Below are 18,543 nucleotides of genomic sequence, written 5' to 3'. Positions count from 1 at the left end.
CATACCGCGCTTCCCATTCTATTCTTTTGTCTTTTAGAGTCATCGCATAACCTCCTGAATTCATTTCTAAGAAGATTATCGCATGGATGACTTTCTGATTCTATGTGTGTTTTATTTGACGCTTACGAATGACTTCAGAATGCTGTTGATCATTGGCCCCATCATTCCCTGTGCAGTAATATCCAAGTTTCCGGTCATTTTTATTTTGGAATCGGATATTTCTTCTGCACTAAAATATCCGTCTCAACGCCTTACACCGCAACCTACATGGCAAGTCAGTTAACGAGGATCTCCACGACTGGACCTTATGTTGAGAACCCTTATAATGTATAGCTGGTGCTAGTGGCTGTCTGAAGATGTTCGATGAGTTCCTTGATGTGATTGTGAATCCAGATTATGAGGGTATGAAACAGCATGCAGAGTTTTGGGGATTTTAAAAATGTAATGGTGCAATAGTGCCAGCAATGTGGCTGCCCGCTACACTGATATTGTAAATGATATGAACAGGCAAAAGCTCACAATCACGTTTACTATTCTTGAAATGGGAGGGTGAGGACAGCATAACTCATTAGTAATGAGGAATAAGATTTAAAGTTATATACAAATCGTTTTACCAATACAAATAGTAAAGCTCAGCAGAATAGCTCTCTGCTGAGCTTTCATTGTTAATGTTCCTTCGAATGCTTTTCTTCTAATTTTCGCTCGATATCATTCAATGCATCTTTGTCTTCAAGCAAAGCCTGTTTATTTTGCTCAATAAGTTCTTCCATATTTCTATGTTGTCCTAGCATTAATATTCACTTCCTTGGTCAGACTATTTCAATTATACTATAAAAATAACTTGAATAAATATGTGATTGTGACAAATATGTGAAAATTCCTCTTTTGTGTATATTTAAAAGAGTTGCTTTTAATTTATTTTAAAACGAGATGACTTGCCGTTTTTGCTAGCTTTGTCATCATATAGGCGGTAATAGTACACCAAGGGGTCTGTCCCCAAATCACCAATAATAGTAACAAGCAGATATACAGATGATATATGAAAGATAATGATTATGACGACTTAATCAAAATTTTCATGGATTTCTTCAAACTCTTTCAGGTTTTGATTCGTTGCAGCATATTGTATGTTATACTTAATATTGCGATAGTTCAGGATAACTCAAGGGTGGTCAGCGCACTCCCAAAAGGGGGTGATGCTGTGACAGTATTCGAGGCTTTAATGTTAGCAATAGCATTTGCAAGCCTAATGTTAGCTCTGTCAGATAACCAAAAAAAATAACCCACCCTTGAGTTAGCAGCCCGGTGGATTATTCTTATCACTTGCGCTGACCCCCTTGAAGGGATCCAAGCTATTGCATGCCGTTAGTGTTGCGAGCACTAGCGGCTTTTTCACATTATATGTTTTTCTTCTTATATTATACCCTAAATCCCTTCATTTGCAAACCGCACCACGATACTGGTTTAATTTGTAGAATATTATAAGAAATTGACAAATTAAATTGTTTACTGTATATTTAAAATCATCAAAATCAACGTGCTGATTGTCGACAATGAATTTTGAGTTTAGTTTTAGATCTTATGTTCAGTGTTCATCTTTATACCAAAATAATAGCGTTGCCATTTAAAAGGCTATTTGTAAACTTGGGGAGGTTTTTTGATGGATCCTTATGTAATGAAAGATATTGTTGAAGAGATAGATCCAGAAGAGGTGGCTGATATAACAGAAAGGTTAATAAAAATTGAATCTCATAAAGAATCCGTTCAGAGAGAAAGCACAGTGGCTTATTGGATCCGAGATTTTTTTATAGATCACGACATTGAAACATGGATAGAAGAAATACAGCCAAACAGGCCAAACGTCTATGCAAGAATAGGAAAGGCCGATGCGTCCTATAAAAGTGTTATGCTTAATGGCCATATCGATACTGTTCCTGCTTATACGATGGAAAATGCTTTTCAGCCTCAAAGGAAGGGGGATAACTTATATGGTAGAGGAGCAGCTGATATGAAAGGGGCTATAGCAGCCATGATGGTCGCAATGGTTACCTTAAAAAAATATCATACAAATTTGTCAGGAGAAGTTATCTTTGCTGGCGTTATTGATGAAGAAGAAACGGTGCAGGGAGCAAAGCAAATTGCGGATGCTGGTGAATTGAAAGCAGACTTTGCCATTGTCGGTGAACCAACAGAACTGAACATAATGCCTGCCCATAAAGGACTGGAGTGGATTGAATTAATATTTATTGGGAAGGCTTCACATGGCAGTACACCGGATGCAGGGATTAATGCTGTCTACCATGCTACGGAATTTATCAGGCTAGTGCAGGAGAACCTTTTGCCGGAATTGGAGAAAAGAGTACATCCGAAATTAGGTTCACCTACGCTTAATCTAGGTAAAATAAGTGGGGGATCTAATCCGAATGTTGTTCCTGACGAATGTATTCTGCAATTTGATCGCAGATGGCTTCCTGAGGAATCAGCGGAATCAATAATTGAAGAGTTTAACAGCTTAATTCAATTACAGAAAAAAACAAATTTATCTCTCGATGTCTCCGTCCGTCGAATGACTGAGGCAACTGGATATCAACCGCCATTGGATACAGCTTTTGACCATTGGGGCGTTAAAGCACTTGAAAAAGGAATAGCAGACTTATTTGATCGAAATGCTGATGTGCAAGTATTTCCAGGCTGGAGCGACGGTGCACAGCTAGCAAATGGTGGAATCACATCCGTTGTTTGCGGACCGGGATTACTGGAAGATGCTCATTCAGGAACAGAAAAAATAAACATACAAGCGTTATTTCATGCTGCTAAGTTATATACTTATGTTGCTCTTGATATAACAGGGAGGAAAAAAGATGAATCAAGCGAATGAAACAAATGATAAAAAAAGCAGATTTAAAATGCCTCATACATATGTTTTGTTATTTGGTGTTATCGTCTTCGCTGGTCTTCTAACGTACGTTTTGCCAGCAGGACAATTTGACAGGTATGAAGACCCGGAAACAGGGCGTGAGCTGGTGGATGCTGCAACTTACGGTACCGTTGAGGCAAACCCGCAAAATTTATTTGATATGTTAATGGCTGTTCCTAAGGGGATGGAAAACGGCGCCTACATTATCTTCTTTGTTTTTATTGTTGGTGGAGCTTTTGGTATTATTCAATCGACGGGTGTCATAGATAGAGGCATTAACGTTTTAATAGAAAAATTGAATGGCAGGGAAATTTGGGCCGTTCCTTTATTTATCATATTATTTTCTTTCACAGGAGCTGTCATGGGATTGGCAGAGGAATTGCTTCCATTCTATCCGATTATGGTGGTGCTGGCAATCCGAATGGGATTTGATTCTATTACTGGGGTATCGCTCGTGTTATTAGGCGCAGGTGCAGGATTTGCAGGTGCATTTTTAAATCCATTTACTGTCGGTATTGCACATGGCATTGCAGAACTTCCATTATTTTCAGGCATGGGATTCAGGATTATAATGTTCGCAACGATGGTTTTGTCAACAGCTATCTATATTATGATTTATGCAAAAAGAGTTAAAAATGATCCAACAATAAGTCCCATGTATGAATTAGATAAAAAACGAGATCTAGCCTTAGAAGATGTTGACGAAGATGCAGGGTTTTCAATACGGCATAAGATTGTGTTAACTGTATTCATCATTGGTCTCTTGTTCATAGCCTTTGGAGTTATTCAACTTGGCTGGTATATACATGAATTATCAGCTGCGTTCTTGTCTGTTGGGATAATTGCAGGCGTTGTCGGAGGGCTCGGTATAAATAAAACGGCAGAGGAATTTATTAAAGGTGCTGCCGGGATAACTTTTGGAGCCCTTGTGATTGGGATAGCAAGTGGGATTATCGTAGTGCTTGAAGAAGGAATGGTGTTAGATACTATTGTCTATTATTTGGCAGAATCAGTATCTGCATTACCATCGTTTATGTCAGCTATAGGAATGTTTTTTGTACAAATGATACTTAATTTCTTTATACCATCAGGTAGTGGACAAGCTGCAGCATCTATGCCGGTAATGGTTCCTGTCGCTGATTTAATAGGGATGTCCAGACAAACAGCGGTTGTGGCTTTTCAGTTTGGTGATGGTATCACAAACGTTATTAACCCTACAAGTGCTTACTTCATGGCAGGATTGGCACTCGCAGGCATACCTTGGGAAAAATGGGCTAAATGGGTATGGCCACTCATTCTGATGTGGATGGGGATTGCCATGATTTTCTTAATCATAGCAAGTATGATTGAGTTTGGACCATTTTAATAGAAAGCTACTATAAGACAAAGTGCCTTATAAAGGATTGTAAACTAAAAAGTGTAAGTGGGGAATTTATGCAGCTTCTACGTCACTATTTAGTTTACAATTCCGTATAATAATTAATCTTTCAATTTACGCCATAATGTGGTGCGATTGATACCTAAGCGCTTAGCGGTTTGTGTGTAATTATGATTTTCTTCTTTAAAGACTTTTTTAATGATTGCCAATTCTATATCTTTTAGCGGTTTATCTATCGGAATGGAATTAATAGTAGGCATAATTAACTCGTGCTCTTCCGAAATTCTTTCAATGTCCATTAAGTTTATAAATGGTCCATTTGATACTAATATCACTTCTTTAATAAATTGCATCAATTCATCTATATTTCGTAACCAAGGTTTTTTTTGCAATTCTTGTAATGCTTCAGGACGAATTCCGGCCACTTCTTTACCATACTCAAAATTAAATTTGTTGATAAATAATTTTACTAAGGTTTCAAAGTCTTCTTTTCGCTCGCGTAAAGGTGGTATTCGCAGTTTCAATGTTCCTAGAATAAGATTTAATTCGTGTGAAAAGTTCCCTTCCACTATCTGTTGCTCAATATTTATAGTAGAGGAAGAAATAATACGTGGTTTTGGTGTATCACTCTCTATAAACTCTAATAGTACTTTTTGTTGTTCTATTGATAGTTTATCAACTTTTTTGAGGTATACAGTTCCATTTAAATTATTATAAATAATTCCATAACCAACGTTTGGCCTTTGAAATATTCGCTTCCAATTATCTGATGATATGTTCTCACAATCAATAATCATCATGGGGTAATCAGATCTTCTGCTTCCTATATGCATTAAACTAGCAAGCCTTTCCTTTCCTGTACCTATTTCTCCATAGATTATTACATTTTCATCTTTAATGGTAAAAGTTTTTGCCTTTGATATGACATCTTTCATTATATTATTGTGAGCTGTAAACCAATTGAATGTTTGTAAAGGGTTGCTGCTTGATGCATCAAGGATCTTTAATCCGCTAATTTGAAGTTTCTCTTGTTTCGTTTCTATTGTGATCTCAAAACAGTTAAGTTTAGCATTATTGAATGATATTAAATAACCTTGTAATACTTGTATTTGGCCATTTTTTTCTAATAATCTTTCTATATTTTTCTTTTTTGATAGTTCATCTACCCACTTTTTAAGTTGCTGATGGCTAATAACATCCCCTAGGTTATAAGCTGATTTATTTTTATAGACAATATTCTCTTCATTGTCTAATACAATTAAAGCCCTATCCTGTTGATCCAACAAAGCTTTTGGCAGTAAATGATTATATTGTTCTGGTACCAAAATCTTTTCAAACTTAACTGCTTCTTCTAAAGCTTTTTGTACACTTTCTTTTCCGGATGTTAATAATAAACCGTTAAGCCCTAGTGTTTCTGCGCGATTTACAGTAATGGTATCTCCGACTATAATCTGATACCCATTTCGTTGTAACTCCTTTAATTTAGGCGTAACATCACTCTCATGTTCAATTGTGTACGAAGATATCTCCATTTCAATAAGATTTGAGATAGTCATTGCACTTTCAACAACATTTTTAAAACCTACTATAGCTTTTTTTTCACTACTGCCCTTTATTAAAGTAAAAACTCTTAAAAGATCATATGCTGATACCTCTATTTCTATTACGGGTATTTTTACATTTTTTTTAATTAATTTTGCAGTTCCGCCACGACTGATTAGAATATTTGCACCATTCATTTCTGCTTCTTTCGCTAATTTAACCCCTTTTTCCAGATCTCCAATTTTAATTTCAATATTTATATCTTTTACTTTTGGTTTTACTGTTTGAATGATTTCTTTCAACCCGTTATATGGAACTATCGCGACAACTTTCATCATTCCACCACCTGTTGCTTATTTAAACACATGAATTTATTATAACAAATTATATTAATTGTAGAAATTGTTTAGTTGATTTTATTGTATCCTAGGGGATAATAAAGGTTTTTAGTCCTTTTTAATACTAGGTAAATTATTTAGTTGTTCATTTTAAATTATATTTTAAATAATACATTTTAAAATTATGGTTGTATTTTGAAACGTTCTATCATATAATATCTGTAAAGAAAGCGCTTTTATTATTATTTTGTTGCAAAAGTAAACAGAGGGGGTATTTGATGTTTAAAGGAATAATACCAGCAATGGTCACACCGTTAGATCATAACCAAGATGTTAATAATCAAGCTGTACCTGAATTAGTAAATAAATTGATTGATGCAGATGTTGCCGGATTATTTATACTAGGCACGAATGGTGAATTTCATTTACTTGATTATAAGGAAAAAATTGCATTTACTAAATATGTTGTAAACGAAGTAAATAAGGATATTCCTGTTATAGCAGGAGTTGGGGGGAATAGTACAAAAGAAGTAATACAACTTTCCAAAGATGTTGAAGAAATCGGAGTAGATGCCTTATCGGTAATTACACCTTATTTTGTTGTACCTAACCAAACTGAAATGATTGAGCACTATAAAACTATAGCAAAAGAAACTTCTTTACCTGTTATGTTATATAATATTCCCTCTAAGACCGGCACTAATTTACATAAAGAAACGGTTGCCGAATTAGCACAAGTTCCTAATATAGTAGGGATTAAAGATAGTAGTGGTAATCTGGATAACATAAAGGGATATATTGAGGCAACACTAGATCAGGAATTTAATGTTATATGTGGAACAGATTCTTTAATTTTAGACGCACTTGAAGCCGGTGCTTCAGGGGCTGTGGCAGCCACTGCGAATATTGTTCCTGGGATCGTGAATTCCATTTATAAAAATTTGGAGGAAGGGTCTTTTGACAAGGCAAGAGAGCAACAAAGCAAATTATCTGAACTAAGGGAAACTTTTCAGTTAGGTACTATACCATCGGTATTAAAAAAATTAATGGAGTTAGCTGGCACACCTGTAGGACCACCGAGACTGCCAGTAAAAGAAGTATCTGGTGATACGATAAATGAGTTAAAAGAAATTCTTAAAATATATTTATAGGTATCGAGAAAAGGAGTGGCTTAATTAATAATGAACAATATACATCAATTCCAAACAGCAAACCATATTATTTTGGGAAATGATTCAATTAATCAAATTAACGAACATTTAAAAGTGATAAATGTTCAAATTCAAAGAGTGCTTATAATAGCTCAGCCATCAATGATAAGAATGGGTTTTGTAGATAGTATAAAAAATCAATTAGAGGCAGAAGAAATTAACATTGATATAACGACTGATATCCTTCCTGAACCAACTGTAGAGAACATTAATAAAGTATATCAAAGTATATCAAAAAATAAATACGATGTTTTAATTGGTCTAGGTGGAGGAAGTGTGCTTGATGCAACAAAAGTACTATCAATTATGTTCACTAATTCAGGTTCTGTTGAAGAGAAATTAGGTGCTAATTTAATTGAGAATAAGGGGATTCCAACAGCTCTCATTCCATCAACCTCAGGGACTGGATCCGAAGTTACCCCGAATGCAATTGTTACATTGCCAAAAGAAGAATTAAAAATAGGGATGGTAAGTAAATACTTACTCCCTGATCTTGTTATTTTAGATCCAAAATTGACTTTAAGCCTACCAGAACATATAACCGCAGCAACGGGCATGGACGCTTTTACGCATTCCTTTGAATCTTTTATTTCCAACAAAGCCAACCCAATCAGTGATATGTTTGCATTAGAATCAATCAGATTAATTTCAAGTAGTATAGTGGAAACATATCAAAACGGATCAAACTTATCTGCTAGAGAAAAAATGTTGGTAGGTTCAATGTACGGTGGGATGGCACTAACCAGTGCCGGTACTGCTGCAGTACATGCTTTGGCATATCCTTTAGGTGGGAAGTTTAATATCTCGCATGGTGTAGCAAATTCCATGTTGCTGCCACATGTAACAGCGTTTAATTTAGACGCTATTATTGACAGAATGTCTCCGGTAGCGAATGCAATGAACATTGATACTGTTAAAGTTAGCAGGGCAGAGGTGGCTAAGGCTGTAATTGATAAAATTAAAGAATGGATTAAAGTATTGGATATTCCACAGGATTTAACTGAATACGGTGTAACTGAATCAGATTTAAAAGATATTTCTATTGCTGCTTCTAAAGTGACACGCCTGTTAAATAATAACCCTAAAGAAATGTACTTAAATGATATAGAAAATATTTATAGAAAATTGTTAGTATGATAAAGAAGGTTTATAAATGAAAATTGCAATCATTGCCGATGATTTAACAGGAGCATGTGACACAGGGGCTCAGCTAGTAAATTATGATATAAAGGTATCAGTTGCCATTCAAAATCAAAATAGGTTTAATGCCGATGCAATTATATATAATACAGATAGCAGATCAATGGAAGAAAAGGAAGCGTATTTAAAGGTTAAAGAGGTATGCCAAGAAATTAAGAATGAACAATTTGATATTATCTACAAAAAAATAGATTCCACAATGCGAGGAAATATTGGTAGTGAACTTAATGCATTATATGATGAATTTTCACCTGACTTTGTATTTATTACACCTGCACACCCCAACAATGGGAGAGTTGTAAGAAACGGAGTACATTATCTTAATGGAATAGAGTTAAGTGAAACAGAGGTATCAAAAGATCCCAAAACACCTGTATATGAAGCAAATATATCGAAGATGATTCATCGTGCTTCTGGCAAGCAGGTGAAACATATAAGTTATGAGAAGTTGAGAAAAGGTGACGAATTTCTTTTAAATCTTTTAGCAAATTGGAAAAAACAAGGAATTAACTATATTACAATTGATGCAACTGTAGAAGAGGATTTGAAGAGGATATTGAATATACTTGATGAGAAATATTCAATCGTTTTATGTGGTTCAGCTGGTTTAATTAATTACTTGCCAGAAAAATATGGATACAAAATGATGAAAGGTAAAAATGAACTATCGGTTAGTAATTCGCCTGCTCTATTTGTAATAGGGAGTATTAGTAGAACTGGGCGAATGCAGTTAAATCACCTTATTAATAATACGGATGTAGTCAGGGTTGAAATGGATGCGGTAGAAATAATAAAAGGAGGAGCTGCTAAGGAGCACGAGCTGAAAAGAATATTTTCAGTAATTAAATTAGCATTAAAGAAAAATAACAGTGTTGCATTATGTTCTTCAAGCAATGTAGAAAGCACTAAAGCAATTGGTTTAGAAAAGGGCATATCAGCAATTGAAATTAGTAATGAAATATCAAATGAACTAGGGGATCTAACTATAGAGGTAATAAAGGAAAATAATATTAAAAATCTATTTTTGACTGGCGGTGACACAGCGCAGCAAGTTTTTGTCAAATTAGGGATAGAAAGCTATCGATTGGTTGGGCAATTAGAGTTAGGAGTACCTATAGGGAAAGCTAATAACTCTTCCTTATTAAACACAATAACAAAGGCAGGAAATTTCGGCACGATAGAGGTAATGACGAAAGCATTTCACTTTTTTAATAATCAAAGAAAGAAAATTAGGAATTAACAGTTAGAAAGGAGGATTTTATGAGACCAATAATAGGGATTACTATGGGAGATGTTGCAGGGATAGGACCAGAAATCATTATAAAAGCATTAAGTAATGAAAAGGTTTATAGTTTATGCCACCCTATTGTAATCGGAGATGTAAGTATATTAGAAAAACATGAAAAAATTATAAATTCCGGCTTGGGTTTTCATTCTATTGAAAATGTGGAAGAAGCTAAGTTTATATACGGTACAATAGACTGTTTGGATCTTAATTTATTTACGGATGATATCGAATTTGGCAAAATCTCCCCACGTGCTGGAAATGCTGCATATCAATATATATATAAAGCTGTAGACTTAACGAAAAAGGGGGAAATTCAAGCAATTTGCACAGCTCCTTTAAATAAAGCAGCATTGGCTAAAGGAGGGCATTCTTATCCCGGGCATACAGAAATTCTAGCAGACCTTACAGAAACTAGTGAATACTCTATGATGTTAAGTTCACCAAATTTAAAAGTCATTCATTTAACTACACATGTAGGTATAAAAGAAGCCATTGATTTAATTACTCCTAAGCGCACGGAGACGATAATTCATTTAGCAGACAGAGTTTTAAAGTCTGCTGGTAACAAAAAACCAAAAATAGCGGTTTGTGGCATTAACCCACATGCAGGGGAGAATGGTTTATTTGGTGAAAGCGAGGAAGAAGAAAAATTAATACCTGCTATTGAGAGAGCCCAAGCAGAAGGTATAGATGTTTCTGGTCCACATGCCGCTGACACATTATTTTTTCGTGCTTTCCGGGGTGAGTTTGATATAGTTATTGCTTGTTACCATGATCAAGGCCATATTCCTATAAAATTACTAGGATTAGAAGAAGGTGTGAATATTACTGTCGGATTAAACCATGGAGTTATTCGAACTTCAGTTGATCATGGCACAGCTTTTGATATTGCAGGTAAGAATATTGCAGATAGCAGAAGTATGATAGCTGCAATAGAAGCTGCTGTTGAATTAGTTCCCAAATAAATAAAAAGGAGCAGGAATAAATGACAAAATTGAAGTCGTTTAAACATGAAGCTAATATCCCTACTATGCACCCACATAATCATGCATCAAACATACATCTTTTGAAGAATGGAGACCTGCTGTGTGTATGGTTTTCTGGTTCAAGAGAGGGAAAACCAGATATTTCGATTATGTGTTCAAGACTAAAGAAAGGAGAAATAGAATGGAGCTCTCCTACTGTTCTATCTAATGATAGAGAAAGGTCTGAGCAGAATCCAATTCTATTTAATAACACGAACGGAGAATTATGGTTAATCTATACTGCCCAAAATAATGTACATCAAGAATCATCTATAGTCCGTTATAGAGTATCAAAAGATCAAGGTCATACATGGAGTGAAATAAGAACGCTGTTTGATAAGCCAGGTACATTTGTAAGAAACAAACCTATCATATTAGAAGACAATACTATAGTCTTGCCAGCCTATTATAGTATTAAATCAAGTAAGGGATTTTTAGGAAATGATTTCAGTGTTGTAAAAATATCAACTGACCACGGAAAAAATTGGGAAGAACATGAAGTTAGTAACAGTAAAGGTTTAGTTCATATGTCAATTGTTCTAGGGGCAAGTAGGGAATTAATAGGGTTTTTTAGAAGTAGGAAATCGGATTATATTTATAAAACGATATCTAGAGATGGAGGAAAAAATTGGTTTGAACCAGAAAAAACAGAGTTAATGAATAACAACTCATCTGTTCAAGCTACTAAGTTAAATAATGGTGACATAGCTATTGTTTTCAATAACGTAAATGCAGAAGTTGCTCCGCCAATTGAAAACAGACCACCTTGGTTTGAAAAGAGTGATATGGATCAAGTTGGCTTAGACAAAAATTTAACAAAACATGAGTCTATTTGGGGAGTTGAACGGAATCCATTATCCATAGCAATCTCCGAAGATGATGGTAAAACGTGGAAATATAAAAGAGATCTTATTGTTAAAAATGATGTATCAGTAGATAAACCGGAGTTTTCCTATCCATCTATCAAACAACTCAGGGATGGTAGTATTCATATCACATTTACTTATTTAAGACAGTTCATAAAACATATAATTATTACTGAAGAAGAAATTAAAAATTAAAAAAGGAGGAAAAAACATGCTTTCAATTAAATCTAATTTGTTCAGAAAAAAAAGTGTCAGTTTGTTCTTTAGCTTGTTTATTATTTTAACAGTAGCAACAGCCTGTGGAGACAGTGATGAATCCGGTGCAAGTTCAGATGGTAATGGAGAAGGTGATACAGTAAATTTGGTGGCAGCTACAATTAACCCTCAAGACACCTTGCTAGGTGAAGCATTACAAGCATTTGCGGATGAGATAGAAAATCAAAGTAATGGAGAGATTGAAGTGGAAGTTCACTTTGATGGAACGCTTGGAAATGCTTCAAGTATATATCAATCAGTAATCTCCGGAGATATTGATTTTATCTATTCTGATACAGGCTGGTTTGCGGAACACCAACCCACATTTGAGGTTTTAAGTAGTTACTATTTATTCAAGGATCAAGAGCATTTTGAATCAGTAGTGAACTCTGAGGATGATCTGTCGTACTTTGAAGATGGACTGTTAGATAGTCCAGGATTAAAGACCTTAATGTATATTGGCGGAATTGAACGAAACATCATGAGCACTTTCCCAATTGAAACTGTTGATGATTTAAAGGGGAGAGAAATGCGTAGCGGAACTGGTGCAACTGAATTAGAATGGTGGGAAAATTTAGGGGCAAATCCAGTAAGTATTGATTTTGAAGAAGTATATTCAGGACTGCAAACTGGTGTAGCAGAGGGGACGCAGAATAGCTTAGACTCCATGATTCATAATAGATTTGGAGAAGTCGGAGATTATGTAGCAAGAACTCAACATGACTTAACATTAGGTTTTGTTGTCATGAATAACGATCGCTACGATCAATTAAGTGAAAGTCATAAAGAAGCAATTGCAAATGCAGCTGAAATAGTACAACCAGAATATATCAAAATAGCATTTGAAAAAGCTGAAGAAGATATGCGTATTCTTGAAGAAGATTTCGGAATTACATTTACTGATGTTGAAGTAGATGGTTTTATTGAAAGATCTAGAATTCAGTTAATGGAATTAGCAGAGGAACATGATGTTGTTGATATTGTTGAGGATGTTTTCGAATAACTATGATTAGCTATTGAACACTTTCTGCTGGGTTATACTAAGTTAGATATCAACATCAAATTTACTAAACTCCAGTAGTGAAGTGTTCAATTTTACATTGATGGGGGTGAATGAAGTGTTTATTAAAAAAGTAATTACTGCTATAACAAAAGTTGCAACTATTATTAGTGTATTTATGATGATTCTTTTAGCTGTCACGCTTTTTGTGGGGGTAATTACAAGATATGTATTTTCAATATCTATACCCGAACTAGAAGTAATCAGAAATTTTTCATTGATATGGATGGTTTTTATAGGATCAGCTTTAGCAGTTAAAGAAAAGCAACATTTAGATATAGATATATTTTCTGAGTATATAAGTAAACGACTAAATAAATTAAGATTAAAATTAGTGCATTTAATTACTTTAATTGGTATAGTTATACTTATTTTTATAGGGATTGCAGCATTTCAATCAGGATTAAATAGAGTAGAGCTTGTTCCAATCAGATTTTTATCTAACCAACCATCGCTAATTTATTATTATTCATCTTTCTTAGTAGGATCAATATTAATGCTACTATTTCATCTGATGAATATTAGAGAGTTGTTTGGCAGAAATGAGGTTGAGAAAAAATGATTCTTTTCTGGATTCTATTAATATTTTTATTATGCTTGCTAATGGGGGTCCCTGTAGCTTTTAGTATTATAATTGCTTCGATAATTCCATTGCTATTTGAGCCGCTGGTAAGTATAACCCAGGTTAGTTCAATTATGATTGAATCATTTTCGAGTTTTACTCTATTAGCTATTCCACTTTTTATACTTTGTGGTGGCTTATTAAATTTAACAAAGGTTACTGATGATTTAATTTATATTTCTAAAGCTTTGGTAGGAAAATTGAAAGGCAGTCTGGCACATATGAATATAGTAACCAGTATTTTTTTTGGTGCTATTTCAGGTTCCTCTGTGGCGGACGTAGCTTCTTTAGGAAGAATTTTAATACCAGCAATGATAAAAGCTGGTTACAGTAAAGAGTTTGCAGCGACAGTTACTGCTGCTTCATCTGCTATCGGCTCTATTATTCCACCAAGTATTTTATTAATAGTTTATGGAGCCTTGGCTCAAACTTCAGTAGCTTCACTATTTATTGCAGGCGTCATACCCGGAATATTAATAGGTCTAACCCAGATGGTTTACGCCTATTTTTATGCGAAAAAACATGATGTAGGAGATATAGAAAATGAATTAATTGGCTTACCTAATGATCAAAAATTGTCTAAATCAGTAGCGTTAAAGAAAAGTATATTTCCGCTAAGTTTATTTTTTGTCGTGATTGTAGGTATAATGTCTGGTGTATTTACTGCAACTGAAGCAGCTAGTATTGCAGTGGTATATGTATTTGTAGTAGCGTTTTTCATAAAAAAACAAAGAAGTTTAAAGGATTACATACAAGTTACTAGGAGAGCCGTTATTGACTCTGCTGTTATCTATATTCTTATTGCAGCCGCTGCTTTAATGTCCTGGGTGCTTTCTTACTATAGAGCATTAGATCCAGCAGTCAATTTTTTGATAGAGAATGATTTTAGTCCAATCATGTTTTTAATTTTAATTATGTTTCTATATGTTTTTTTAGGTACATTTATGGAACCTAACTCTGCCATGTTAATATTTGTTCCTTTATCAGTGCCTGTTATTCAAGGGTTAGGTATTGATCCAGTTGTTGCAGGAATAGTTACTGTAATGTCAATTCGTCTAGGTACCGTAACACCACCATATGGTTTATCGGCTTTATTGGCCTCTAAAATTGCTGGAACTAACATGATTCGTATGATGAAAGAAATCCTTATTTTTGTATTGATTTATATGATATCAATTTTAATGATTATCTTTATTCCTCAAATTGTGACATTTCTACCTAATTTGTTTATGGAATAAGTAGTGTACAAAAATTTAATAGTAATGTCTGACTACCACTTTGGATTGAAAAAACCAATCCATATTTGACTCCAGTATTAAGGAAATCATTGTACCAGAAGAACAGAGCGTTTATTATCGATGAATATTTATTCTAGGGTGCCACCTTATACTACAGATGGAGCAGCAACAATAAGGCAGAGGAAGGACTGTATTCCATACACAGGTACATTAAGAAGAAAATTGATGGATAATTCTATTCAAATGGTTTATACTGCTTAGAGTTGGCGAACCGATCAAGTTTAGTGGTGTCTAGAATATTTCGATTGTTACTAGTTGAGGGAAAAGAGCCACCTTTGGCGAATTGGAGAGCCACTATAGAATAATCTCCTGTATAATAATAGTTGCATACAAACAAGCATGACTTCGAGCTTCATTTTTTATTAGTCTGTAATAAAATGATCGCTCCCAAAAAGCATGATGTTTTGTTTTAAAGCTTTTTTTGGTGATATGTTGGGATTTAGGTATTTTCAAATAGAACTATATTCGAAATGTTCTTAATTAAATTTTACAGATTTAAGCGAAAATATAAGTTGAGTCCTGATGTTACTGTGTAAAAGTATGGGGGGGTGTTCGAATATTAAGAAAGGCGTAACTATTTAAAATAACAGATCATGAGAAATAACAAATGAGATTTTGAAAGTTATATACAAAGCATTTTATCATACATACAACAAAGCTCAGCAGAATCACACTCCTGCTGAGCTTTAATGATTAATGTTCCTTCGAATATTTTTCTTCCATTTTTCGCTCGATTTCATCCAATGCTTCTTTGTCCTCGAGCAAAGCCTGTTTATTTTGTTCAATAAGTTCTTCCATATTTCTGTGTTGTCCTAGCATTAATTTTCACTTCCTTCGTCAGACTATTTCAATTATACTACAAAATCACTTGAATGAACAACACAATTATGACAAATATGTGAAAATTCCTCTTTTGTGTATATTTAAAAGAGTTGCTCTTGATTTATTATACGATGGCTTGCCGTTCTTGCTAGCATTATCATCTTACAGGCAATATTAGGACATGCTGATGGAGAGGTGATATCCGTGGGCAGGCGAGTAAAAAGAAGAAATGTCAATTTGATTTTTATAATAATAATAAGTTTTTCAGTTGTGAAACTTGTTGACTGGTCAACTACATTATCCATGTTTACGTGGGAATTAATCCTTGTAGGTATCATCGGGTTAATTTCTTATAAAAAATATGCAGCACAGCAACGGAAGTTAGAAGAAGCCGAGAGAAGAAAGTTGGAAATTAAAAGACAGGGAAACTTAGATAATTTAAAGAAAATGAATCCAAGAAAATTTGAACACTATATAAGTGAGCTATTCAAACAATTGAAATACGATGCCCACGTGACCAATCCAACCGGTGACGGAGGAAAAGACATATTTGTTTATAAAGAGAATTTTTTTGGTCTCGTTGAATGTAAACGTCTTATTAAATTAAAAGCTATCCGCCCTCAAATTCAAAAGTTTCATAGTGCGATTATCGATTGCAAAGCGGACAAGGGCTATTTTATTACAACAGGAGAATTTACTGCTCAGGCAAGTTCCTATATATTGGATAAATCGATAGAATTGATTGACGGACATAGATTGATTCGATTAATTGAAGAAATAACAAAAGAGGAAAATGAAGATAAACACTTTGATGGTATATTGGAAATCGTTTAGGAGTTACATTCTCTTGGAGCTGCTTGGGCTTCTTAGGCAGGAAATTATCACTGCCTATCATCCTCTGCCAAATTAATTCAAAACAATCCAACCTAAAATGCCACCAACCCTCCTTCTCTTTCGATTGTATTACTGAAAGAACAAAAAAGGAGGTTTTTTTCATGGAAAGAAAATCAATGACCGTAAAGGAAATGGCTGCCTACCTCGGTGTCCACAAAGACACTGTCTACAAGATGGTGCGTCAGGGTGAGATACCACATTACCGGATTCGCGGGAAGATTCTTTTTTCGCCTGACATTGTGGATGCCTGGATTCGGGAGCAGGAACTGCAGGGTTATTACGATATGCCGGCACAAGTAAACAAAGAAAATGAATAAAGGGGATGTAGGTTGAATGAATTATATGAAAGAATTGAATGCGTTTAGGAATTGGCTGCTGTTGCACAAATTATCTAGTGGATCGATTTTATTATGGCATACATTAATGTCCATCAATAATATGGCCGGATGGAAAACGAAATTTAATGCCAATAATACGGTGATCTACCAATTGACTGGCTTAACCAAAAATAATCTTATTACCGCGCGTAAACAGCTTCAGGAACATGATTTAATTGTTTATTATAAAGGAAATAAGAGCAGGGCACCTGTCTATCAAATGGTTTCCGTGAACGGGAAAATGAATCAAATGAAAGGCTGCCAAAGTCAGGATCAATATAATGCCCCATGTGACAACTCTTTTCAAGCTCCATTTGAGGAAGTAAATAAGTACCAACGCCAAAAATTTCTCCAAAACTTGCGATTATTAAATAAAACCATGCCATTTTAGCCCTCACCTTCCCCTGTAGTTAACTGAATTCCAACGACACCGATAATAATAAGTAAGATATACAATCCTTTTGCCAATATAAAAGTTTCTCCCAATAAGGTGAAGTCAATGATAGCAATTGCTGAGCCCCGGAACCTGTAAATGTAGCATATACAGAATCGGATGGAAGCACTTCGCATGCTTTTATAATAAAGTAGAAACTTAAAACGATAGCGATGATCGTTCCCGTCCACATCCAAAAGTTGTCAGCGTATTTTGAGCCACGATAATCGCAGCCCAAAGAACATATATCCAACCGATGAACGAGTCTCCTTTTTGTTATATAAGTCTTAAAACCTTGACGACTAATATCATAACGATAAATAAGCAATAAAGCCATCAAATCATTTTATATCTTTTTATAACACATGATTAATTACGAATAAGGTGAGAATGGAGAACTTTTTCTGAGTGGAAGGTAATGGTTGCTTTCCCTTTTCAAAACAGTTGGCAAGATAATGATGAAATAATGGCAAAGCTCCTGCGGGAAAGCAGTTTAGTTAATTTTATCGAATTAGTTGTGTACATGAGATTGTTTAAGAGGTGATTTTATATAGAGGAAAACATGTAATGATATCATTGATTAGGGTCTTTCTTCCCTTTAATAATCTAGCAAATATTTTCCAGATTAATCCAATTACAAGGGGGCCAGTATCCAAAACGTAAGTTGTTCTCATATGATCTCGATCGTCTTGTATGTAAAACCAAACTGAACACTTTATTAAATGAAAGGTATTTAAATTTTGGGATGACATTGCCTTATAGTGATCTTCCCATAAGTTCTTTAATTCTATTTTATATATCCCGCTAAAATAGTTATCTTTTCTAGGCTTTTAATCTTAAAAACTTAAAATTAGGATTAATTATCCCAAACCAAGAAATATTATATATATGATGTATTGGTCGTACATAAAAATATTACAAGCAGGAGGCAAATTTGACATTTAATTTAACTGTGTTAATGTATCAAATGTAAAATGAATTTAAAACATTAAATTCTATCTTAACAAACTAAATATT

The 18,543-nt window shown here is 34.4% G+C and carries 17 protein-coding genes; 13 read left to right on the top strand and 4 right to left on the bottom strand.

Annotated elements, in window-relative coordinates:
* Positions 1–665 precede the first annotated feature (665 nt).
* On the bottom strand, positions 666–791 hold the full coding sequence (locus ACDX78_RS07590) for an FbpB family small basic protein (RefSeq protein WP_486026672.1): 126 nt from the start codon (positions 789–791) through the stop codon (positions 666–668).
* 869 nt (positions 792–1,660) lie between these two features.
* On the opposite strand from ACDX78_RS07590, the gene ACDX78_RS07585 reads away from it, so the two are divergent.
* Both ACDX78_RS07585 and ACDX78_RS07580 read left to right on the top strand, forming a co-directional pair.
* A complete protein-coding gene (locus tag ACDX78_RS07585; protein WP_486026670.1) occupies positions 1,661–2,878 on the top strand; it encodes a M20 family metallopeptidase in 1,218 nt (405 codons plus the stop codon).
* Positions 2,862–4,283, top strand: coding sequence for a YfcC family protein (locus tag ACDX78_RS07580; RefSeq protein ID WP_486026668.1), 1,422 nt, complete (start codon positions 2,862–2,864; stop codon positions 4,281–4,283). The genes ACDX78_RS07585 and ACDX78_RS07580 overlap by 17 nt, the downstream gene beginning before the upstream one ends.
* A gap of 113 nt (positions 4,284–4,396) precedes the next feature.
* Here ACDX78_RS07580 and ACDX78_RS07575 read toward each other — a convergent pair whose 3' ends face one another.
* Positions 4,397–6,172, bottom strand: coding sequence for a PrpR N-terminal domain-containing protein (locus ACDX78_RS07575; RefSeq protein WP_486026667.1), 1,776 nt, complete (start codon positions 6,170–6,172; stop codon positions 4,397–4,399).
* A 278-nt stretch (positions 6,173–6,450) separates the two neighbouring features.
* On the opposite strand from ACDX78_RS07575, the gene dapA reads away from it, so the two are divergent.
* The 8 genes from dapA (at position 6,451) to ACDX78_RS07535 (ending at position 14,940) form a co-directional block, all read left to right on the top strand.
* On the top strand, positions 6,451–7,326 hold the full coding sequence (dapA, locus tag ACDX78_RS07570) for a 4-hydroxy-tetrahydrodipicolinate synthase (protein ID WP_486026665.1): 876 nt from the start codon (positions 6,451–6,453) through the stop codon (positions 7,324–7,326).
* A 30-nt stretch (positions 7,327–7,356) separates the two neighbouring features.
* Positions 7,357–8,523 (top strand): iron-containing alcohol dehydrogenase, encoded by a 1,167-nt coding sequence (locus tag ACDX78_RS07565; RefSeq protein WP_486026663.1) that lies wholly within the window; start codon positions 7,357–7,359, stop codon positions 8,521–8,523.
* 16 nt (positions 8,524–8,539) lie between these two features.
* Positions 8,540–9,826 carry a four-carbon acid sugar kinase family protein gene (locus ACDX78_RS07560; RefSeq protein WP_486026661.1) on the top strand — a complete coding sequence of 429 codons (1,287 nt, stop codon included), beginning with the start codon at positions 8,540–8,542 and terminating at the stop codon, positions 9,824–9,826.
* A 20-nt stretch (positions 9,827–9,846) separates the two neighbouring features.
* A complete protein-coding gene (gene pdxA, locus ACDX78_RS07555; RefSeq protein WP_486026660.1) occupies positions 9,847–10,839 on the top strand; it encodes a 4-hydroxythreonine-4-phosphate dehydrogenase PdxA in 993 nt (330 codons plus the stop codon).
* A gap of 20 nt (positions 10,840–10,859) precedes the next feature.
* A complete protein-coding gene (locus ACDX78_RS07550) occupies positions 10,860–11,960 on the top strand; it encodes a sialidase family protein (RefSeq protein WP_486026659.1) in 1,101 nt (366 codons plus the stop codon).
* 16 nt (positions 11,961–11,976) lie between these two features.
* A complete protein-coding gene (locus ACDX78_RS07545; protein WP_486026657.1) occupies positions 11,977–13,023 on the top strand; it encodes a TRAP transporter substrate-binding protein in 1,047 nt (348 codons plus the stop codon).
* A gap of 115 nt (positions 13,024–13,138) precedes the next feature.
* A complete protein-coding gene (locus ACDX78_RS07540; RefSeq protein WP_486026655.1) occupies positions 13,139–13,642 on the top strand; it encodes a TRAP transporter small permease in 504 nt (167 codons plus the stop codon).
* Positions 13,639–14,940 carry a TRAP transporter large permease gene (locus ACDX78_RS07535; RefSeq protein WP_486026653.1) on the top strand — a complete coding sequence of 434 codons (1,302 nt, stop codon included), beginning with the start codon at positions 13,639–13,641 and terminating at the stop codon, positions 14,938–14,940. The genes ACDX78_RS07540 and ACDX78_RS07535 overlap by 4 nt, the downstream gene beginning before the upstream one ends.
* A gap of 753 nt (positions 14,941–15,693) precedes the next feature.
* On the opposite strand, the gene ACDX78_RS07530 is transcribed toward ACDX78_RS07535, so the two are convergent.
* A complete protein-coding gene (locus tag ACDX78_RS07530) occupies positions 15,694–15,819 on the bottom strand; it encodes an FbpB family small basic protein (RefSeq protein ID WP_486026651.1) in 126 nt (41 codons plus the stop codon).
* Positions 15,820–16,026: 207 nt separating this feature from the next.
* Here ACDX78_RS07530 and ACDX78_RS07525 point away from each other — a divergent pair, with 207 nt between their 5' ends.
* The 3 genes from ACDX78_RS07525 (at position 16,027) to ACDX78_RS07515 (ending at position 17,484) form a co-directional block, all read left to right on the top strand.
* A complete protein-coding gene (locus tag ACDX78_RS07525) occupies positions 16,027–16,656 on the top strand; it encodes a restriction endonuclease (protein WP_486026650.1) in 630 nt (209 codons plus the stop codon).
* Positions 16,657–16,817: 161 nt separating this feature from the next.
* Positions 16,818–17,033 (top strand): helix-turn-helix domain-containing protein, encoded by a 216-nt coding sequence (locus ACDX78_RS07520; RefSeq protein ID WP_486026649.1) that lies wholly within the window; start codon positions 16,818–16,820, stop codon positions 17,031–17,033.
* Positions 17,034–17,049: 16 nt separating this feature from the next.
* Entirely contained in the window at positions 17,050–17,484 is a 435-nt protein-coding gene (locus tag ACDX78_RS07515; protein WP_486026647.1) for a hypothetical protein, read from the top strand.
* A 19-nt stretch (positions 17,485–17,503) separates the two neighbouring features.
* On the opposite strand, the gene ACDX78_RS07510 is transcribed toward ACDX78_RS07515, so the two are convergent.
* The gene (locus ACDX78_RS07510) at positions 17,504–17,719 is read right to left on the bottom strand and encodes an SMR family transporter (RefSeq protein ID WP_486026682.1); all 216 of its coding nucleotides are present in this window, start codon (positions 17,717–17,719) and stop codon (positions 17,504–17,506) included.
* Positions 17,720–18,543 lie beyond the last annotated feature (824 nt).

This window comes from Virgibacillus oceani (genome assembly GCF_041521345.1).
In the GTDB taxonomy this organism is placed as follows: Bacteria; Bacillota; Bacilli; order Bacillales; family Amphibacillaceae; genus Virgibacillus_N; species Virgibacillus_N oceani_A.
This window is presented reverse-complemented; position numbering and strand designations above follow the sequence as displayed.